Annotated in this window: 15 protein-coding genes and 1 pseudogene; 8 read left to right on the top strand and 8 right to left on the bottom strand. The window is 65.3% G+C overall.

The annotated features are described in order from the left end of the window. Window positions 1-33: 33 nt before the first annotated feature. From NCR37_RS04310 to NCR37_RS04300, 3 genes are read right to left on the bottom strand one after another with little or no spacing between them, the layout of a single operon-like run. Entirely contained in the window at window positions 34-918 is an 885-nt protein-coding gene (locus tag NCR37_RS04310) for a class I SAM-dependent methyltransferase (RefSeq protein ID WP_250471923.1), read from the bottom strand. Next, window positions 915-1,397 (bottom strand): DNA-deoxyinosine glycosylase, encoded by a 483-nt coding sequence (locus tag NCR37_RS04305; RefSeq protein WP_250471922.1) that lies wholly within the window; start codon window positions 1,395-1,397, stop codon window positions 915-917. Before NCR37_RS04305 ends, NCR37_RS04310 begins: the two co-directional genes overlap by 4 nt. Continuing rightward, window positions 1,394-2,038: a chorismate--pyruvate lyase family protein gene (locus NCR37_RS04300; protein WP_250471943.1), complete on the bottom strand. Its 645-nt coding sequence runs from the start codon at window positions 2,036-2,038 to the stop codon at window positions 1,394-1,396. Before NCR37_RS04300 ends, NCR37_RS04305 begins: the two co-directional genes overlap by 4 nt. A gap of 126 nt (window positions 2,039-2,164) precedes the next feature. Between NCR37_RS04300 and NCR37_RS04295 the strand changes: the two genes are divergently transcribed. Next, window positions 2,165-2,422 carry a hypothetical protein gene (locus NCR37_RS04295; protein ID WP_250471921.1) on the top strand — a complete coding sequence of 86 codons (258 nt, stop codon included), beginning with the start codon at window positions 2,165-2,167 and terminating at the stop codon, window positions 2,420-2,422. A 59-nt stretch (window positions 2,423-2,481) separates the two neighbouring features. On the opposite strand, the gene htpG is transcribed toward NCR37_RS04295, so the two are convergent. Then, window positions 2,482-4,386, bottom strand: a complete 1,905-nt coding sequence (gene htpG, locus NCR37_RS04290) for a molecular chaperone HtpG (RefSeq protein ID WP_250471920.1) — start codon at window positions 4,384-4,386, stop codon at window positions 2,482-2,484. A gap of 177 nt (window positions 4,387-4,563) precedes the next feature. Between htpG and NCR37_RS04285 the strand changes: the two genes are divergently transcribed. Beyond that, window positions 4,564-5,115, top strand: coding sequence for a Rhs element Vgr protein (locus NCR37_RS04285; protein ID WP_250471919.1), 552 nt, complete (start codon window positions 4,564-4,566; stop codon window positions 5,113-5,115). Here NCR37_RS04285 and NCR37_RS04280 read toward each other — a convergent pair. Further along, on the bottom strand, window positions 5,112-6,560 hold the full coding sequence (locus tag NCR37_RS04280; RefSeq protein ID WP_250471918.1) for an aminotransferase-like domain-containing protein: 1,449 nt from the start codon (window positions 6,558-6,560) through the stop codon (window positions 5,112-5,114). The two genes, NCR37_RS04285 and NCR37_RS04280, sit on opposite strands and share 4 nt — an antisense overlap. A 185-nt stretch (window positions 6,561-6,745) precedes the next feature. On the opposite strand from NCR37_RS04280, the pseudogene NCR37_RS04275 reads away from it, so the two are divergent. From NCR37_RS04275 to NCR37_RS04250, 6 genes and pseudogenes are all read left to right on the top strand, one after another. Further along, window positions 6,746-7,408, top strand: a pseudogene (locus NCR37_RS04275) (VOC family protein); the annotation flags it as partial. Window positions 7,409-7,607: 199 nt separating this feature from the next. Continuing rightward, the gene (locus tag NCR37_RS04270; protein ID WP_250471917.1) at window positions 7,608-8,573 is read left to right on the top strand and encodes a DMT family transporter; all 966 of its coding nucleotides are present in this window, start codon (window positions 7,608-7,610) and stop codon (window positions 8,571-8,573) included. Between the two features lie 104 nt (window positions 8,574-8,677). Then, the gene (locus NCR37_RS04265; protein ID WP_250471916.1) at window positions 8,678-9,874 is read left to right on the top strand and encodes an aminotransferase-like domain-containing protein; all 1,197 of its coding nucleotides are present in this window, start codon (window positions 8,678-8,680) and stop codon (window positions 9,872-9,874) included. A gap of 48 nt (window positions 9,875-9,922) precedes the next feature. Continuing rightward, the gene (locus NCR37_RS04260; protein WP_250471915.1) at window positions 9,923-10,384 is read left to right on the top strand and encodes a RidA family protein; all 462 of its coding nucleotides are present in this window, start codon (window positions 9,923-9,925) and stop codon (window positions 10,382-10,384) included. Between the two features lie 78 nt (window positions 10,385-10,462). Next, window positions 10,463-11,353: a PhzF family phenazine biosynthesis protein gene (locus NCR37_RS04255; protein ID WP_250471914.1), complete on the top strand. Its 891-nt coding sequence runs from the start codon at window positions 10,463-10,465 to the stop codon at window positions 11,351-11,353. 331 nt (window positions 11,354-11,684) lie between these two features. Then, window positions 11,685-14,123, top strand: a complete 2,439-nt coding sequence (locus tag NCR37_RS04250; protein WP_250471913.1) for a bifunctional diguanylate cyclase/phosphodiesterase — start codon at window positions 11,685-11,687, stop codon at window positions 14,121-14,123. Window positions 14,124-14,162: 39 nt separating this feature from the next. Here NCR37_RS04250 and NCR37_RS04245 read toward each other — a convergent pair whose 3' ends face one another. The 3 genes from NCR37_RS04245 to NCR37_RS04235 form a co-directional block, all read right to left on the bottom strand. Beyond that, complete coding sequence (locus tag NCR37_RS04245) at window positions 14,163-14,621, bottom strand: CopD family protein (protein ID WP_250471912.1); 459 nt, start codon at window positions 14,619-14,621, stop codon at window positions 14,163-14,165. Window positions 14,622-14,776: 155 nt separating this feature from the next. Next, complete coding sequence (gene parC / locus NCR37_RS04240) at window positions 14,777-17,098, bottom strand: DNA topoisomerase IV subunit A (protein ID WP_250471911.1); 2,322 nt, start codon at window positions 17,096-17,098, stop codon at window positions 14,777-14,779. Window positions 17,099-17,131: 33 nt separating this feature from the next. Further along, window positions 17,132-19,111, bottom strand: a complete 1,980-nt coding sequence (locus NCR37_RS04235) for a DNA topoisomerase IV subunit B (protein ID WP_250471910.1) — start codon at window positions 19,109-19,111, stop codon at window positions 17,132-17,134. Window positions 19,112-19,374 lie beyond the last annotated feature (263 nt).

Here is a 19,374-nt window from a genome sequence, read left to right as displayed (position 1 = left end):
GCCGCGTCAGCGCCCTGCAGGATTCGCTTTGTTCTAGATAACGAACGAGCCGCTCAACGGCAACGCTGCGCTTTCGGCAAGCCCCTTCACCCACTTGCGCGCGGGCAAGCCCAGTTGCGCTTCGATCAGCTTCGCGCGCTCGCCGAGCGCGGCGAATGGCACGTCGAGCGCGGGACCGGCGAATGCAATCGCCACGCGATTGCCGTCGTGCACTTCCGGCAGCGCGATCACGCGATGATCGAATGCTTCGTTCAGATGGCGCATGTTGCGCACGAAGCTCGGGTGATCGCCGAAAAGGTTGATCGTCACGACGCCCGCTTGCGGCGTGAGACACGCGCGGCACGCTCGGTAGAACGACACGCTGTCGAGCACCGGACCGCGCGCGGTCGCGTCGTAAAGGTCGATCTGCAACGCGCCGACAGTGCCGTGATTCGCGCGGTCGTTGACGAACTCCCATGCGTCGCGCTCGGTCACGGCGAGGCGCGCGTCGTCGTAGGGCAGTTCGAACATGGCCCGCGCGGCGATGACGACCGCCGGATTCAGCTCGACCGCTTCGACCTTCGCGCGCTTCAGGTACCGATGACAGAACTTCGTGAGCGCCGCCGCGCCGAGCCCCAGTTGCACGATGCGCTCGGGCGTTTCGATGAAAAGCAGCCACGCCATCATCTGCTGCGCGTATTCGAGTTCGATGTGATCGGGCTTTCGGAGGCGCATCGCGCCTTGCACCCATTCGGTGCCGAAATGGAGATAGCGCACGCCGCCCTCTTCGGAGAACGTCACGGGCGCGAAACGCGGCTTGCGCGGCGCGTCGATGCGCGGCGCGTTGGCGAGTTCGTCTTCGTCGTGTCGATGCTTGTTGTTTTTCTTGCGGCTGAACGCACGCGCTTCGGCCGATGCGCGCTTGATGAGAGTCGTCATTGTGTGCTGAGAATGTCGCGCCAGATGCGCAATTTTTGATCGAACGAGAGGATAGCATTGGCGGGACTGGACGACGGCAGCACGAGCGTGGCGTAGCCCGCCGCAGCAATGACGGGCGCGAACTTGCCCGATGTCTTGCCGTTGAAACACACCTTGCGCAGCGTCGGAAACCGCTCGCGGAACACGGCGAAATCGTTCGGCGTTGCTTTGCGGATCGCGCTGTCGAGGCTGCCTTCGCGCTCGCATGCGGCGAGCACGTCCCACAAGCCGATGCCGTGCTTCGTCACGCGCGCGAGCCGTTCTTCGTAAGCGAGTTCGTGCAATGGTTCGCGGATGACCGCGCCGACCAGTCGCCAGAACTGGTTGCGCGGATGCGCGTAGTACTGCGTCGCCGCTAGAGAAGCGACGCCCGGAAAGCTGCCGAGAATAAGCGTATGGGTATGCGCGTCGCCGACCGGTTGAAAACCCGCGAGTGTCATCGCGCTTCGCCGCGCGCGACGCGCTTCGCGTGCGAACTCAAATGCTCGTAGGCCCGCGCATGGTCCCGATGCACAACATGTGGCGCATGGCGCGATGCGAGCGCGCGCCAGAGCGCATCGAGAAAGCATTCGGTGACCATCAGCGGCGCGCCGTGGCGCAGGAACACCGACCGCCTCGCCACGAGCGCATGACTCCGATCCGCCTGCTTCGCAGCCAGCCGATGCAGCGGATGCCGCGCCGTGAGCACGCGGCTCGCGAGCATCGAACGCGACACGCTGCTGTCGCTATAGAGAAGCTCGGCGAGCGGCCGCGTGCGCAGGCGTCGCATGGACTGCCACACGCCCGTGCTGTGCGACAGCGCGACGATGCTATGCGCCGCGACGAACGGCACGCCATCGACCTTCAGCACGACTTCGCGCGTCCAGACAGGCGTGCGCGGCGTCGCGCCGAGCGCGCGCCATTCGTCGCGCCACGGCTTATCGACGGCTTCGCGCGTGACATCGACCGTGACCGCGCCGAGCGTGCGCAGATGGGCGGTCAACGAGCCGCCACGCGTGAGCCAGTCTTTCTGACCGTCAGTGCAAACCGGATGCGGCGCGATGCGCCAGTGGGCATCGACGGGATCGTTCGGAATCGGCATGGCGGCCATTATAAAACCCGCCTCGGGTTCGGACGAATCGTATGGCGCGCGTGGCGCGGGCGGGCAAGACTATCGAAGCCGCGCGCCATCGAACGCCGGAATCCGGAAAACCTTGAGGACATCAAAATGACCAACAACACGAAGCAAACCTCGCCGAAGGTCGCGCATCTCGCGGCCGGAACGCTGCACGATCCGAAGGCTTCGGCAATCGCAAAGAAGCTGACCGGATCGGCGCTCGCGCAATCGCATTCGTCGAAGCAGACGAGCGCCGAGATGGAGCACAAAGCCGGCGAAGTTCTCCATAGCACGAAGTATTCGCAAGACACGAAGACGCTCGCCGCATCCGTGCTCGCGCAGTCCACCAAAGATCGCAAGCGCAAATGAAAAAAACGCGCTGCCGGCTTACCCGGCAGCGCGTTTCTCCATGCGCGGTTCAGTGCGGCTTAACGCGCGAGCAACAACGCGTTCGTCCGCTTCACGAAGCTCGCCGGATCCTCCAGCATGCCGCCTTCGGCCAGAAGCGCCTGATCGAAAAGCAGATGGCACCAGTCCGCGAAATTCGCGTTCTCGGCATTCAGCGCCTTTACGAGCGGATGGTCCGGATTCACTTCGAGAATCGGCTCCGCTTGCGGCGCCTTCTGCCCCGCTGCCTTCAGCATGCGCTGGAGATAGCCGCTCATGTCGCCTTCGTCCGCGACAAGGCAGCTCGGCGAATCGGTCAGGCGGAACGTGAGACGCACGTCCTTCGCCTTGCCTTCGAGCGCCTCTTTCATCTTCTCGACGAGCGGCTTCATTTCCTCGCCGACTTTTTCCTGCTGCTGCTTTTCTTCGTCGTTCAGCGCGCCGAGATCGAGGTCGCCGCGCGCCACGCTCGCAAGCGGCTTGCCGTCGAACTCGTTCAGGAACGAAAGCATCCATTCGTCGACGCGATCCGTCAGCAGCAACACCTCGACGCCCTTCTTGCGGAACACTTCGAGGTGCGGGCTGTTCTTCGCAGCCTGCCAGTTGTCGGCGGTCACGTAATAGATCTTCGTCTGCTCGGGCTTCATGCGCGCGACGTAATCGGCGAGCGACACGTTCTGCACGTCGCTGTCGTTCTGCGTCGATGCAAAGCGCACCAGCTTCGCGATGCGCTCGCGATTGCCGAAGTCCTCGCCGATGCCTTCCTTCAGCACCTGGCCGAACTCACGCCAGAACGTCGCGTACTTTCCCTTATCGGCGTCTTCCGTTGCTTCGGCCGAAGACGTCGCTATCTCTTCGAGCATCGAAAGCACGCGCTTGGTCACGCCTTCGCGGATCGCCTTCACGTCGCGGCTTTCCTGCAGGATTTCACGCGAGACGTTGAGCGGCAGATCGGCCGAATCGACCACGCCCTTCACGAAGCGCAGATACGCGGGCAGCAGTTGCTCGGCGTCGTCCATGATGAACACGCGCTTCACATAGAGCTTCAGGCCGCCGCGATGCTCGCGGTTCCAGAGATCGAACGGCGCGTGCTTGGGCACATACAGCAGTTGCGTGTACTCGCTGCGGCCTTCGACGCGGTTGTGGGTCCACGCGAGCGGATCGTCGTGATCGTGCGAAATGTGCTGAAAGAACTGTTTGTACTGCTCGTCGGTGATCTCGCTCTTCGGGCGCGTCCAGAGCGCGCTTGCCTGATTGACGGTCTCGTCCTCGTCCTTCACGACCATCTCGCTCTTCTCGGCGTCCCATTCTTCCTTCTTCATCAGAATGGGCAGCGCAACGTGATCCGAGTACTTCTGGATGATCGACTTCAGGCGATGCGACGACAGCAAATCATCCTCGTCGGCACGCAGATGCAGCGTGATGGTGGTGCCGCGTTGCGCGCGCTCGATGTCCTCGACTTCGAAGTCGCCCTCGCCCGCGCTCGTCCAGCGCACGCCCTGGCTCGCCGGCAGCCCGGCGCGGCGCGTTTCGACCGTGATCTTGTCCGCGACGATGAAGCCAGAATAGAAGCCCACGCCGAACTGGCCGATGAGCGCGGCGTCCTTTTGCTGGTCGCCGGAGAGCTTCGAGAAAAATTCCTTGGTGCCGGACCGCGCAATGGTGCCCAGATGCGAAATGGCTTCGTCGCGGCTCATGCCGATGCCGTTGTCGTCGATGGTGACGGTGCGCGCGGCTTTATCGAACGAAACGCGGATGCGCAGATCAGGATCGTTCTCGTACAGCGCGCTGTTTTCGATAGCTTCGAAGCGCAGCTTGTCCGCCGCGTCCGATGCGTTCGAGATGAGCTCGCGCAGGAAAATTTCCTTGTTGCTGTACAGCGAATGGATCATCAGGTGCAGAAGCTGCTTCACTTCCGCCTGAAAGCTCATGGTTTCTTGCGCCATGGTCGGGTCCTCTGGTTGATGTCGTCAGATGCTGTCGGGCCGCCGGGCAATGCGGCCGGCTTTCGGCGCGCCGCCCGGCGAATTCGTCCGATATGAGGGCGGCCAGCGCGGTTTCAAGAGCCTGAGCGTGGCTTTCGATATGATGCGCGTCCGCCATTTCCACAATCGCCGAACGACATGCGCTCGCCGTTCACGCCCGACCGCCGCCCCCGCCCGCTCACGCCCGGCGAGATCGCAATGGCGCGCCTCGTTTTCCGCGATGCGATCGACTATTCGACGGTCCGCGTGCACGCGCGGGCGTATCTGCCCTTCGGCTTGCAGCCGCCGCATACCGCAATGGCGCCGAACGGCAGCCTCTATTTCCCGCGCGCGTGCCATCGCGACGACTTCTCGGCGTGCGGCATCGGCGATCAGATGTGGTTCATCCACGAGATGACGCACGTGTGGCAGTTCCAGCTCGGGTATTGGGTGCGCCTGCGCGGCGCGATTCGCATCGGGCTCGGCTACGGGTATGCGCTCGGAGCGGAGAAGCGCCTGTCCGACTACAACATGGAAGCGCAAGGCAATCTGCTCGCCGACTACTTTGCGCTGAAGTTCTGCGACGCGTCCGGCGCGCTCTACGAACACCGCTACCGGCGCGCACCCGATGCGCTCGCGCGTTACGAAACGGTGCTCGCAGATTTCATCGACGCGCCGTCCTTACGACGCCATTTGCCAGGCCGCCGCTAGGCCGAGCGCCGCGCGACTTTCTCCAGATGGCCCGCGATCAGCGCAGGCAGCGCCGGGTCGCCGCAATTGGCGACGTTGAAGCGCATCCATGTGGTCGGCGACTGCTGCGGCGAAAAGAGGCTGCCGGGCGTCATCAGAAAGCCGGCTTCGTGACCCGCCGCCGCCAGGCCATCCGAATCGACGCCCGCGTCCGCCCACAGGAACATGCCCGCCTCGGGCGTCGTGAAGAGCCGCAGGCCGGTGCTTTCCAGCATGCGCGCGGTCTTGTCGCGAACGGTATCGAGCCGTGTCCGCAGCCGCTCGACGTGGCGCCGGTAGTGGCCCTCGGTCAGAATCTTGTAGACGACGCGTTCGTTCAGCTCCGGACTCGTCATGCCGACGAGCATCTTCTGGTCGGCGAGCGCGTTGGCCACGTCCACCGACGCCGCGACGTAGCCGACGCGCAGATTCGCGGCGAGCGTCTTCGAGAAGCTGCCGAGAAAGATCACGTGCTTCAGTTGATCGAGCGATGCGAGACGCGTGGCGGCGAAGCCCGTCGGGCAGAGGTCGCCGTAGACATCGTCCTCGACGACGATGAAGTCGTATTCCTGCGCCAGCTGAAGGATGCGAAACGCCTGCGCCGCCGTCAGCGACGTGCCGGTCGGATTGTGCAGTACCGAATTGACGATGAGCATCTTCGGCCGCCACGTCGCGACGAGCGTCTCCAGCGCGTTCAGATCCGGACCGTCGGGCGTGTAGGGCATGCCGACGAGCCGCGCGCCCTGCGACGCGAAGCGGCCGAACATCTGGAACCACGCGGGATCGCCGACGATCACCGCATCGCCCGGCTTCACGTAGATGCGCGCGATCAGGTCGATGGCCTGCGTGATGCCCGATGTCAGCACGATCTGCTGCTCGGACGCGCCGATCTCCAGTTCCGCGAGCCGCGTCTGCAACTGCTGGCGCAGCGGGAGAAAGCCCTGCGGCGTGCCGAGGCCGAGCATTTGCGCGCCGGCGAGACGGCTCATGGAGCGCAGCGCGTTGGTGATGAGTTCGCCGTCGAGCCAGCGCGACGGCAGATAGCCCAGGCCCGGCCCCTTTTCGGGACTCGCGGTGTGCAGCATGTTGCGCAGAAGCCAGACGACGTCGATGGTGCTCTGCACCGGCTCTCGCTGCGACGTAGCCAGCGCCCCCGGCGCAGACGGCGTGATGCGATCGCGCACGTAGAAGCCCGAGCCGCGCCGCGAATCCAGATAGCCGTGCGCGACGAGCCGCTCGTACGCTTCGACCACCGTGAAACGCGACACGCCCTTGTCGATCGCGAGCTTGCGGATCGACGGCATGCGCATGCCGGGCCGGAACACGCGCTCGTCGATGCGGCGTCGGCCCCACTGCACGAGCTGATCGACGAGCGTCAGCTGCTGGGCGTCGTGCGGCGCGGGAATCTGGTCGAGCGGAACGGACATGCGGACCTCGGCGGACGGGGGCGGACGATTGAGCGAAAACTGTACCGAATGGGATCAGGCCGATTGTACCGTTACTGTTCTGGTGATTACCGCTACATTTTCCTTTCCGGCGACCGGTACGGACGCCCGACAGGCCAGCATCAGCGGTTATGCTATCCGCCCCCGATTACCGCCTCACGCAAGTCATGACCGCTCATCCGCTGAAACTCGACCATCTCGTGATCGCCGCGCGCACGCTCGAAGAAGGCGCGCGGTTCGTCGCCGCGAAGTTCGGCGTGGAGACGGCGCCGGGCGGCGCGCACGCGCAGATGCGCACGCACAACCGGCTTCTTAATTTGTGGGGCGGCGCGTATCTCGAAGTGATCGCCGTCGATCCGGCCGCGCCGGCACGCGAGGCGCCGCGCGCACGCCTTTTCGCGCTCGACGATCCGGCGATGCAGGCGCGCCTCGCCAGCGGCCCGCAGCTCGTGCACTGGGTCGCGCGCGTCGAGCGTCCGAAGTCGCTCGCGCGCTGGCGCGAGCAGTATCCGCAACGCATCCCGCCGGTCATCGCGATGTCGCGCGGCGGCAATACGTGGGGCCTAACCGTCCCCGACGACGGCGCGTTCCCCGCGTGGCAAGGCGCCGGAGACGGCGTGCTGCCCTCGCTGATCCAGTGGGACACGCCGCGCCATCCGAGCGGCGCGCTGCCGGAAACCGGCATCCTGCTGCGCTCGCTGACGGGCTATCACCCGAACGCGGAGGCGGTCGCGGAGCAGCTCGCGTGGCTCGGCGCGGCGCATCTGATGCGCGTCGAGGCGACGGCGGGCGCGCCCGCGCTCGTCGCCGAATTCGAGTTGCCGGACGGCTCCGTCGTGACGCTGGGCGAAACCGCCGAATCGTCAAATGCGGCCCGGCGCGCGCAGGAAGAAGCGCAGCAGGCGTCGAACAAGCGCCGCCGCGTGAAAAATCGCAAAGCGGACGAAGCTGCGCCGCAGCCCGAACTTCCGCTTTCACCCGAAACACTCGATACACCCGACTGACGCATAAGAAAGGAGACGCCCCACGATGAGAACCCGCGAAACCGAAGGCATGCTGCTCGGCCTGATCGGCGTCGTCATCTTCAGCCTGACGCTGCCGATGACGCGCATTGTCGTGCAGGAAGTGCATCCGCTCCTGAACGGCCTCGGGCGCGCGCTCGTCGCGGCGATTCCGGCGGCGCTCCTGCTCGCGTGGCGGCGCGAGAAACGCCCGACCTGGCCGCAAATCAAGAGCCTCGCGGTTGTTTCGCTGGGCGTCATCATCGCGTTCCCCGTGTTCTCCGCCTGGGCGATGAAGACCGTGCCCGCGTCGCACGGCGCGGTGGTCAACGGCTTGCAGCCGCTCTGCGTCGCCATTTACGCGGCGTGGTTGTCGCACGAACGGCCGTCGAAGGCGTTCTGGGCGAGCGCCGTGGCCGGCAGCGCGATCGTCGTCGCGTTTGCGCTCCAGGCGGGCGGCGGCGGCTTGCAGGCGGGCGATCTCCTGATGCTCGTCGCGGTCGGCATCGGCGCGCTCGGCTACGCGGAAGGCGCGCGGCTCGCGCGTCAGATGGGCGGCTGGCAGGTCATCTGCTGGGCGCTCGTGCTGTCCGCGCCGTTCCTGCTGCTGCCGGTGGGCTGGCTCGCGTGGGCGCATCATGCCGCGCACCCGGAGCCGCTCGCGCTGCGCACGTGGCTCGCGTTCGGCTACGTCACGCTCTTTTCGCAGTTCATCGGCTTTTTCGCGTGGTACGCCGGACTCGCGATGGGCGGCATCGCGCGCGTCGGACAGGTGCAACTGCTGCAGATCTTCTTCACGATGGCGTTCTCCGCGCTCTTCTTCCGCGAGCACGTGAGCGCATCGACGTGGCTCTACGCGGCCGCGGTGATCGTCACCGTGGTGATCGGCCGCAAGACCGCCGTGCGCGCCGCGCCGCTCGCGGCGAAGAGCGCGGCAACGGGCGCGGCACAAGGCACGACGGCCGTGGCCGCGCATCCCGGCCACGCAAAATAACCCACGCGGGCGATAATCGCGGTTTGCGCGTCTTTCTCGTCCACGCCAGCACCGCCAACACGACAGCCGACACGACAATCAAACCCGAGACAACCGAGACATTCATGAATCAAGCCGACCTCCGCGCCACGCCGTGGCAACTCTCCGAACGCGCCCGCAAGCTCACCAGTTCGGCGATTCGCGAAATCCTCAAGGTGACGGAGCGGCCCGAAGTCATTTCCTTCGCGGGCGGACTGCCCTCGCCGGCCACGTTTCCCGTCGAAGAGATGCGCGAAGCATCGGAGCGCATCCTGCGCGATCAGCCGTCGGCGGCGTTGCAGTACAGCGCGACTGAAGGCTTCATGCCGCTGCGCGAATGGGTGGCCGCACGCTATTCGGTGAACGGCGTGATTATCCGCCCGACGCAGGTGCTCATCACGACCGGCTCGCAGCAGGCGCTCGACCTGCTCGGCAAGGTGCTGATCGATCCGGGCAGCCGCGTGCTCGTCGAAACGCCGACGTATCTGGGCGCGCTGCAATCCTTCTCGCTATTCGAGCCGAACTACGTGCAGGTGCCGACCGACGAGTCCGGCCTGATTCCCGAAGGTCTCGATGCCGCGCTCGTCGCGAATGCGCGCCTTTTGTACGCGCAGCCGAATTTCCAGAACCCGACCGGCCGCCGCCTGCCGCTCGCACGCCGCCGCGCGCTCGCGGCGTTCGCGCAGAAAGCCGCGTTCCCCGTGATCGAAGACGATCCGTACGGCGCGCTCGACTACGCCGGCGCGCCGCTGCCGACACTGCTCTCGATGGCGCCCGACCACATCGTTCATCTCGGCTCGTTCTCGAAGGTGCTCGCGCCGGGCCTGCGCGTGGGCTACATCATCGCGCCCGAGGAATTGCACTTCAAGCTCGTGCAGTCGAAGCAGGCCACCGACCTGCACACGCCGAGCCTCACGCAGCGCATCGTGTACGAAGTCGTCAAGAACGGCTTTCTCGATACCCACGTGCCGACCATCCGCGCGCTGTATCGCGATCAATGCGCCGCGATGCTCGCCGCGCTGGAACGCCACATGCCGGCGGGAGTCGAATGGAACCGGCCGGAAGGCGGCATGTTCGTGTGGGTGAAACTGCCGAAGCACATCGATTCGATGAAGCTGCTGGAACAGTCCATCGCGCAGAACGTGGCCTTCGTGCCGGGCGGTCCGTTCTTCGCGAATCAGGCGGAACACAATACGATGCGCCTCTCGTTCGTCACGGTCCCGCCCGCGACGATCGACGAAGGCGTCGCGAAGCTGGGCGCGTTGATTCGCGCGAGCATCTGACGGGATTCACGGGCGCCGGGCGCCCTTCACTCTTGAACAGGAGCAACGATGGCATCCAACGTGTACGACAAGCTGAAGGAACTCGGCATCGACCTGCCTAGCGCGGGCGCGCCGGCCGCCGCTTACGTGATGAGCGCGCAAAGCGGCAACACCGTCTATCTGTCGGGCCATATCGCGAAGAAGGACGGCAAGCCGTACGTCGGCAAGCTCGGCGACACGCTCACCACCGAAGAAGGCAAGGCGGCCGCGCGCAATGTCGCCATCGACCTGATCGCGACGCTGCACGCGCACACGGGCGATCTTTCCCGCGTGAAGCGCATCGTCAAGGTGATGAGCCTCGTGAACTCGACTTTCGAGTTTACCGAGCAGCACATCGTGACGAACGGCGCGTCGGAACTCATCGCGGACGTGTTCGGCGAGGCTGGCAAGCACGCGCGCTCGGCCTTCGGCGTCGCGCAGATTCCGCTCGGCGCGTGCGTCGAGATCGAGCTGATCGCCGAAGTCGGCTGATCGCAACGGCTTTGCCGCTACTGCAAACCCGACCGCGCGAGCGCGTCGGGTTTTTTATCACCCTTTGCCTTTCAAATCATGTCCGCCCGCACCGTGCGCTTCAGTCAGGTCGATGTCTTCACATCCGTCGCGTTCAAAGGCAACCCGCTCGCGGTGGTCTTCGACGCTGACGATCTTTCCACCGAGCGCATGCAGGCCATCGCGCGCTGGACCAATCTCTCGGAAACCGCGTTTCTCCTGCGGCCGACCGATCCGCGCGCCGACTACCGCGTGCGCATCTTCACGACGGCGACCGAGCTTCCGTTCGCCGGCCATCCGACGCTCGGCACCGCGCACGCGCTGCGTTCGAGCGGCTACGCGCCGAAAAAACCGGGGACGCTCGTGCAGGAATGCGGCGTCGGGCTGGTGACGTTGCGCGAGCGCGATGACGGATGCTGGGCGTTCGCCGCGCCGCCCGCGCGCATGGCCGAGCTCGATGAAGCGCAGCGCCAACGTCTCGCCGCCGCGCTCGCGCCCGTCGAGATCGACTTCAGCGCGCCGCCGTGCGCTGTCGACAACGGCGCGCCGTGGCTCATCGTGCGTCTGCGCGACGCGGCGCAAAGCCTCGCGATGTCGCTTCGCGGCGAGGCAAGGCAGGCACTGACGGCGCTCGTCGCGGAAGTCGGCACGCATGGGCTCGTGGTCTATGGCCCGCATGAGAACGGCGTGCCGGCGACCTTCGAGTTGCGCGCGCTGCTGCTCGGCGCGGAGAACGTCGAAGATCCGGTGACGGGCAGCGCGAACGCAGCGCTCGCCATGTTGCTGACGCGCCAAGGCAGGCGGCCGGGCGACGCCTATACCGTGCGCCAGGGCACGGCGCTCGATCGTGACGGCCGCGTGACCGTCATCTACGACGACGGCCCGGACGGCTCGCAGGTGTGGATCGGTGGCGACTCCGTGACAGTCATCGAAGGGACAATCCGCTTTTGAAACAATGACCTGCGCGCGGCTAGCCGTAAACCCCGAGCGGCCACGCTTTTGCTTTCTTAATCGCTGCGGCTTCAGTACTATCTGACCATTCGGGGCCGGAAGAAAGGCGCGCAATCCGGTCCCGCGTCGCGCGGCGAGGCGGTAAGCGCAGCGCGGACGCCCGCTTCGTCATCACGCAAACGGTTAAACGGTCGCCTTCAGGCGGCCAAAGCTCGTCTAGCGGTATATTGAACGGCTTTGGCCGAACGTCTCGAGACATGCATCGCCACTTCCACCACGCGCGCTTTGTCGCATGGCGCGCGCTTCGCGGCAGGGCCGCGCCGGGCACTCCATGAAGCGTACGCGCTCCCACGCGGCGAGCGATTCGCGCGTCAACGCCCCGTCGGCACGCCGGCGTCGCGCGCTGCTGGCGATCCCGGTGCTCGGCAGCCTGCTGCTGGTGCTGCTGTGGGCGGTGATCTTCGCCCGGCTTTCGGTGGAACGCGACGCCACCACGCACGAATCGATGGCCTCCGCCGCGATCCTCTCGTCCGCGCTCGAACAACACACGATCAAGGCGATTCATCAGGTCGATCAGATCACGCGCTTCGTCAAATACGAGTACGAGAAAGCGCCCGACCACTTCAACCTGATCGCGACGGTCGAAAAAGGCGTCGTGCAAAGCGACACGCTCGTGCAGGTTTCGCTGATCGACGAGACCGGCATTCTGGTCGCGAATACGTCGGACCCGCATCCGAAGCCGATCGACCTGTCCGACCGCGAGCACTTCAAGGTCCATCTGCACGCAAACGACGATCTGCTCTACATCAGCCGCCCGGTGCGCGGGCGCGTCTCGAACCTGTGGACGCTCCAGATCACGCGACGGCTCAATCATCCCGATGGCTCGTTCGCGGGCGTGGTCGTCGTTTCCGAAGACCCGACCTACTTCACGAGCGACTTCTATAACGTCGCGTCCATCGGCCGCGAAGGCGTGATCGCCGTGGTGTCGGACAACGGCTCCGTGCTTGCGCGCAGCACGAGCGGCACGCTGGCGGAGAATCCGGCCCGCGACGGGGCGTCGGCAGGCGGCTCGCGCAACGCGGGCGGTGCGTCAGGCTCCGCGCGCGCCGCGTTCAGCGCAAGCGGCGTCTATCCGACTTCCGACCACGCATCGGGCATCTATGTCGATCCGATCGACCATGTGAAGCGCATCGTCTCGTACCGGCATATCGACGGCTATCCGCTCGGCGTGCTCGTCGGTCTCTCGAAGCGAGAGGAGTTCGCGGACTACAACCACACGCGCAACGTCTATCTGCTGATGGCGAGCTTTATTTCGTTCGCGATGCTCGGATTTTTCGCCGTCGCGACAGGCTTGATCGGCAAGCTGCTCGGACGCGAGCGCGAGATGACGCATCTCGTCGAATACGACCTGTTGACCGGGCTGCGCAACCGTTATTCGACGCTGCGCGCGTTGCGGGCCGACGTCGCGCAGACGGACAACATCGGCCGGCTCGCGCTGCTCTTCATCGATCTCGACAACTTCAAGACGGTCAACGACACGCTCGGCCACAACGCGGGCGATATCGTGCTGCAAATGACCGCGTCGCGGCTCGCGGAAACGGTGGGCCACGGCGGGACGCTCGCGCGCATCGGCGGCGACGAGTTCGTCGTGATCGTCAAGGGCGACGACGTCGAGAAGCGCGCGGTCGGACTCGCCAACGACATCGTGACCATGTTCGCGACGCCCTTCGATGTGCGCGGCAGCGCGTTCGTGTTGCACGCGAGCATCGGCATCGCGCTGTATTCGGTGTCGAACGAAAGCGAAATCGACTTGCTGAAGAAGGCGGACCTCGCGATGTACAGCGCGAAGGACGCGGGCAAGAACTGCTATCAGTTCTATTCGCCGCAGCTCTCGCATCGCGCGGACCATCTGATGAGGTGGGAGCAGCAGTTGCGCGTGGCGCTCGCCGAGCGCCAGTTGTTCCTCGTCTATCAGCCGAAGATTGATCTGGCCCGCCGCTGCATAACCGGATTCGAGGCGCTCGTGCGATGGAACCATCCGCAGCACGGGCTCATTCCGGCAAACGAATTCATTCCGGTGGCGGAATCGACCGGGCTTATCGTCGCGGTCGGCGATTTCGTGATTCACACGGCCTGCGCGCAACTCGCGCAGTGGCAGCGGGCCGGCTACACGGGCCTGTCGCTCGCCGTCAACATCTCGGCGGTGCAATTCTGGCGCGGCGACTTGCTCGAAACCGTCGCCCGCGCGATCGAGGCGTCCGGCATTCCGCCGGGCAAGCTCGAACTCGAAATCACCGAGACCGTGATGGTCGAGTACCCGGAACTGGTGCAGGAGAAGATCGTTGCGCTCAAGCGTCTGGGCGTGCGCATTGCGCTCGACGACTTCGGCACCGGCTATTCGTCGCTGTCGTATCTGAACCGCTTTTCGGTCGATACGCTCAAGGTGGACCGCTCGTTCATCCAGGCCATTCCCGAAGACCGCAGCGTCTGCGTGATGGTGTCCGCGATCATCAATCTCGCCCGCTCGCTCGGGCTGACCGTGGTGGTCGAAGGCACCGAGCGCGAGGAACAGATCACCTGGCTCGCGGCGCTCGGACCGGTCGAAGCGCAAGGCTTCCTGTTCTCTCGGCCCGTTCCCGCCGACGGCGTGCAGGCGCTTCTGGACCGCTTCGGCGTGTGCGGCTGGGCGCTCGCAAGCGGCGCGCTCGGGCTCGGCACGCTCGGCCAGGAGCCGTCGAACACCGCGTTGAGCGACGAACGCGGCAGTTGATCGGTCGGTGCGCTTAGATGCCGCGCTTAGATGCCGCGCTCAGATGCCGCGCGATAGCACGGCGGTCCCGATCGTGACGACGCCGAGCACGAGATTGACGACGACGAGCCTTCGAACGGTGCCGACCGCCCGCGCGCCGTCGGGCCAGTTCTGCGCCTGCACCGCGCGGCGGATGCGCGGAAACACGCCAAAGCGGATATGCCCGAAGATCAGCATCATCACGATGCCCAAGCCGGCCATCGCGTGAAGCGGCCATGCGGCATGCGCGCCGCCGTATTGCGCGAGCAGAAAGCCGCCCGTGATCAGGATCACGAGCACGGCGCCGGCGACCCAATTGAAGAAGCGCGCGAATACGGCTTCCCAGAGCGGCAGGCGCAGTTGCGGCGCGAGGTCGCCGAGCGCGGGGCGCAGGCAGAAGTGCGCGAAGACCATGCCGCCTATCCATACGGCCACGCCGAGCAAGTGAAGAAAGAGCGCGGCTTCGATGGCATGAGTCATGAGTGTCGAGGGCAGAAGGTAAGTGAAGTTTGGCCGTTCGACTCAAGCGCGGCGCGTCAGTTCCGGAACGTCGGGCGCGAAGCCCAAAGAAAACGCCTCGCTGCGATGTTCCCAGCGAGGCGCCTGTTAAAGCTTGCTCACGCTTCGGCGCAAGCTCAGCCTTCGAACACCGGCCGCATTTCCGTCACCTTCAGCGACGTATCCGGCGTGCGGCCCTTTCTCGCCCGCTTGCCGAGATGCTGTTGCAGTTGCGCGCCCGAGAGCTTCTCGTCGCGGATCTTGCCGCCGCGTCCCGCGCCGATCAGCACGACGCCACGCGCGTCGATGGCGAGCGCCTGACGCAACGTTTCGTTGGGCTCGAGCGTCATCAGCGTGACGCCGCGTCCGCCGCCCGAGAGCGTCTTCATCTCGTCCATGCCGAAGACGAGCAGCCGGCCCGCATTCGACAGACACGCGACGTAGAGCGCGCCCTGACCCACCGGCATCGGCGCGAGCGGCGTCGCGCCTTCGTCGATGGTCATGAACGACTTGCCCGCCTTATTGCGGCTCACCATGTCGCCGAGCTTCGCGATGAAGCCGAAGCCGTTGCTCGACGCCAGCAACAACGGCTGCTCCGCCGACGCTGCGAAGTAATGCAGCAGATGCGTGCCCGATTCGAGTTCGATCAGCGACGTGACCGGCACGCCGTCGCCGCGACCGCCCGGCAGCGCCGCCACCGGGACGGAGTACACGCGGCCGTTGCTGCCCCACGCGATGAGCGTGTCCGGCGTGCGCGCCTGGAACACGGCGTACAGCGAGTCGCCGGCCTTGAACGTGAAGCCCGCCGGATCGAGCCCGTGGCCCTTCAGCGCGCGCACCCAGCCCTTCTGGGAGACGACGACCGTCACCGGCTCATCGACGACGCGCACTTCGAACGTCGCGCGCTTTTCCTGCTGGATCAGCGTGCGGCGGTCGTCGCCATACTGCTTGGCGTCGGCTTCGATTTCCTTGATGAGCAGGCGCTTCATCGCGGCGTCGCTGTTCAGCAGTTCTTCGAGCTTCTTCTTCTCGTCCCGCAAGTCGGAGAGCTCCTGCTCGATCTTGATCGCTTCGAGCCGCGCGAGTTGCCGCAGCCGGATTTCGAGAATGTCCTCGGCCTGACGATCGGAGAGATTGAAGCGCGCGATCAGCGCCTGCTTCGGCTCCTCGGCCTCGCGAATGATGCGAATGACTTCGTCGATATTCAGGAAGACGATCATCCGCCCTTCGAGAATATGGATGCGGTCGTTCACCTTGCCGAGGCGATGCTGTGTTCGGCGCGTGACGGTAACGAACCGGAACCCGACCCACTCATGCAGAATTTCGACGATGCCCTTCTGCCTCGGCCGGCCGTCCGCGCCGATCATCACGAGATTGATCGCGGCGTTCGATTCGAGGCTCGTATGCGCGAGCAGCGTGTTGACGAACTCCGTCTGGTCGATGCGGCTCGACTTCGGCTCGAACACGAGGCGCACGGGCGCGTCCTTGCCGGACTCGTCGCGCACGGTGTCGAGCAGCGCCAGCAGCGTTTGCTTGGTTTGCAGTTGATCCGGCGTCAGCGTCTTCTTGCCGAGCTTGATCTTCGGGTTCGTCAGTTCCTCGATTTCCTCGAGCACCTTCTGCCCCGACGTATTGGGCGGCAATTCATTGATGACGAGCTGCCACTGTCCGCGCGCAAGGTCTTCGATCTTCCAGCGCGCGCGCACCTTGAGACTGCCGCGCCCGGTTTCGTAGGCCGCCGAGATTTCGGCTTGCGAAGAGATGATCTGCCCGCCGCCGGGAAAGTCCGGACCGTTGAGCTTTTCCATCACGGCCGCGTGATCGAGCTTCGGATCGCGAATCATCGCGACGGCGGCTTGCGCGACTTCGCGCAGATTGTGCGACGGCACTTCCGTCGCGAGACCGACCGCGATGCCCGACGCGCCGTTGAGCAACAAGAACGGCAGCCGCGCGGGCAGGAGCTTCGGCTCCTCGAACGAGCCGTCGTAGTTCGGCATGAAATCGACCGTGCCCTGATCGATTTCATCGAGCAGCAAGCGCGCGATCGGCGTCAGGCGCGCTTCGGTGTATCGCATGGCCGCGGCGCCGTCGCCGTCGCGCGAGCCGAAGTTGCCCTGACCGTCGATGAGCGGATAGCGCATCGAAAAGTCCTGCGCGAGGCGCACGAGCGCGTCGTACGCGGACTGGTCGCCGTGCGGGTGATACTTGCCGAGCACGTCGCCCACGACGCGCGCCGACTTCACGGGCTTCGCGGTGCTCGCGAGTCCCATCTCGTTCATCGCGTAGAGAATGCGGCGCTGCACGGGCTTCTGCCCGTCCGAGACGTCGGGCAGCGCGCGGCCCTTGACCACGCTCACCGCGTAGTCCAGATACGCGCGTTCGGCGTAGTCGCCGAGCGTCAGGTGTTCTCCGTCGGGCGCCGCTTGCTGTTCGGCGAAAAGATCGTCAGTGATTCCCATCGAATATCCGTTATGCGTGTTCCGAAGCCGGCATCAGATGTCCGCTTCCACTTCGTTGCCCTTCTCTTCGAGCCAGCTACGGCGCGACGCCGCTTCGCCCTTGCCCATCAGCATGGTCATGCGCGAGACGGTGAGATCGAAGCCGAGATCGCCCAGGCGGACCGGCAAGAGACGCCGTGTGTCGGGGTTCATCGTCGTGTCCCAAAGCTGCTCGGCGCTCATTTCGCCGAGACCTTTGAAGCGGCTGATGCTCCACGCCGTTTCGCGCACGCCGTCCTTGCGCAGCTTGTCGAGAATCGCCTCGAGTTCGCCTTCGTCGAGCGCGTAGAGCTTCTGCGCGGGCTTCTTGCCACGCGCGGGGGCATCGACGCGAAAAAGCGGCGGACGCGCGACGCACACGTGACCGCGCTCGATCAGTTGCGGGAAGTGTTTGAAGAAGAGCGTGAGCAGCAGCACTTGGATGTGCGCGCCGTCCACGTCCGCGTCCGACAGAATGCAGATCTTGCCGTAGCGCAGGTTCGAGAGGTCGATCTGATCGTCGGGACCGTGCGGATCGACGCCGATGGCCACTGCGATGTCATGCACTTCGTTGTTGGCGAAGAGCCGGTCGCGCTCGGTTTCCCACGTGTTCAGCACCTTGCCGCGCAACGGCAGAATGGCTTGGAACTCCTTGTCGCGGCCCATTTTCGCGGAGCCGCCCGCCGAGTCGCCCTCGACGAGGAAAAGCTCGTTGCGCGTGATATCGGTCGATTCGCAGTCCGTGAGCTTGCCCGGCAGCACGGCCACGCCCGAGCTCTTGCGCTTCTCGACCTTCTGACCGGCGCGGGTGCGCGCCTGCGCCTGGCGAATGACGAGTTCGGCGAGCTTCCTGCCGTATTCGACGTGCTGATTGAGCCACAACTCCAGCGCCGGCCGCGAGAACGACGACACGAGCTTCACGGCGTCGCGGCTATTGAGACGCTCCTTGATTTGCCCCTGAAACTGCGGGTCGAGCACCTTCGCCGACAGCACGAACGAGACGCGCGCGAACACGTCTTCGGCGAGCAGCTTCACGCCCTTCGGCTGGAGGTTGTGGATCTCGACGAAGTTCTTGACCGCCTGGAAGAGCCCGTCGCGCAAGCCGGATTCGTGCGTGCCGCCGGCGGGCGTCGGAATCAGGTTCACGTACGATTCGCGCAGCAACGGCCCTTCCTCGCTCCATGCGACGACCCACGACGCGCCTTCGCCTTCCGCGAACGTCTCTTCCGTCGTGCGCGAGTTGTCTGCGTAACGCTCGCCTTCGAAAAGCGGAATCAGCAGTTCGCTGCCGCCCATGCCTTCGAGGAGATAGCCGCGCAGGCCGTCTTCGTACTTCCACGTCTGACGCTCGCCGGTCTTCTCGATGACGAGCACTACTTCCACGCCCGGCAACAGCACGGCCTTGGAGCGCAACAGGCGCTGCAACTCGCCGAGCGGGAGATTGGGCGAATCGAAATACTTGGCGTTCGGCCAGGCGCGCACGCGCGTGCCGCTCTTCTTCTCGCCGCGTTCGGGCGAACGGGTCGTGAGCGGCTCGATGACATCGCCATTGGCGAACGCAAGCTGCGCGACCTTGTTGTCGCGCCAGACGGTCACTTCGAGGCGCGTGGCGAGCGCGTTCGTCACCGACACGCCGACGCCGTGCAGTCCGCCCGAGAACGTGTACGCGCCGCCCGCGGCCTTGTCGAACTTGCCGCCCGCATGCAGCCGCGTGAACACGATCTCGACGACCGGCACGCCTTCTTCGGGATGCAGGCCGAACGGAATGCCGCGGCCGTCGTCTTCCACCGAAACGGAGTTGTCCGCATGGACCGTCACCGTGATCTGCTTGCCGTAGCCGCCGAGCGCTTCGTCCGACGCGTTGTCGATGACTTCCTGAACGATATGCAGCGGATTTTCGGTGCGCGTATACATGCCGGGCCGCTGCTTGACCGGCTCCAGGCCCTTCAGGACCTTGATCGATGCTTCGCTGTAGCCCGCCGCCTTCGCGCTCATGGCGCGCGGCCTGGCGCCCTCGGCGCGATTCTGGGTGGCTGCTTGGGCCACACTGGATTTTTTCGTGGACATAGTTGAACGTTGATCCGGCTTGCGACCCCGCGCGGGAATGGTCACCGCACGACGCCGCGATGCCGGCAAATGCTTTATCGAATGCTCAAGATTGCCTCACCGGATGGGCATCACGAAGGCCTTTGCCCCGTGCGCCTGTCCGGCCGCGCTAGGAGAATAGCGGTTTTCGCCCGCCGCGCCCACCTCGACCG

Origin of the sequence: Caballeronia sp. GAFFF1 (assembly GCF_023630705.1) — a bacterium.
Lineage (GTDB): Bacteria > Pseudomonadota > Gammaproteobacteria > Burkholderiales > Burkholderiaceae > Caballeronia.
Note: the sequence above shows the minus strand (reverse complement) of the source record. Positions and strands in the feature narration are given on the sequence as shown.

Bases quoted from the DNA above. Each gene is read 5' to 3' on its own strand.
- NCR37_RS04310 (WP_250471923.1), bottom strand. From the start codon at position 918: ATGACGACTCTCATCAAGCGCGCATCGGCCGAAGCGCGTGCGTTCAGC.
- NCR37_RS04305 (WP_250471922.1), bottom strand. From the start codon at position 1,397: ATGACACTCGCGGGTTTTCAACCGGTCGGCGACGCGCATACCCATACG.
- NCR37_RS04300 (WP_250471943.1), bottom strand. From the start codon at position 2,038: ATGCCGATTCCGAACGATCCCGTCGATGCCCACTGGCGCATCGCGCCG.
- NCR37_RS04295 (WP_250471921.1), top strand. From the start codon at position 2,165: ATGACCAACAACACGAAGCAAACCTCGCCGAAGGTCGCGCATCTCGCG.
- htpG (WP_250471920.1), bottom strand. From the start codon at position 4,386: ATGGCGCAAGAAACCATGAGCTTTCAGGCGGAAGTGAAGCAGCTTCTG.
- NCR37_RS04285 (WP_250471919.1), top strand. From the start codon at position 4,564: ATGCGCTCGCCGTTCACGCCCGACCGCCGCCCCCGCCCGCTCACGCCC.
- NCR37_RS04280 (WP_250471918.1), bottom strand. From the start codon at position 6,560: ATGTCCGTTCCGCTCGACCAGATTCCCGCGCCGCACGACGCCCAGCAG.
- NCR37_RS04270 (WP_250471917.1), top strand. From the start codon at position 7,608: ATGAGAACCCGCGAAACCGAAGGCATGCTGCTCGGCCTGATCGGCGTC.
- NCR37_RS04265 (WP_250471916.1), top strand. From the start codon at position 8,678: ATGAATCAAGCCGACCTCCGCGCCACGCCGTGGCAACTCTCCGAACGC.
- NCR37_RS04260 (WP_250471915.1), top strand. From the start codon at position 9,923: ATGGCATCCAACGTGTACGACAAGCTGAAGGAACTCGGCATCGACCTG.
- NCR37_RS04255 (WP_250471914.1), top strand. From the start codon at position 10,463: ATGTCCGCCCGCACCGTGCGCTTCAGTCAGGTCGATGTCTTCACATCC.
- NCR37_RS04250 (WP_250471913.1), top strand. From the start codon at position 11,685: ATGAAGCGTACGCGCTCCCACGCGGCGAGCGATTCGCGCGTCAACGCC.
- NCR37_RS04245 (WP_250471912.1), bottom strand. From the start codon at position 14,621: ATGACTCATGCCATCGAAGCCGCGCTCTTTCTTCACTTGCTCGGCGTG.
- parC (WP_250471911.1), bottom strand. From the start codon at position 17,098: ATGGGAATCACTGACGATCTTTTCGCCGAACAGCAAGCGGCGCCCGAC.
- NCR37_RS04235 (WP_250471910.1), bottom strand. From the start codon at position 19,111: ATGAGCGCGAAGGCGGCGGGCTACAGCGAAGCATCGATCAAGGTCCTG.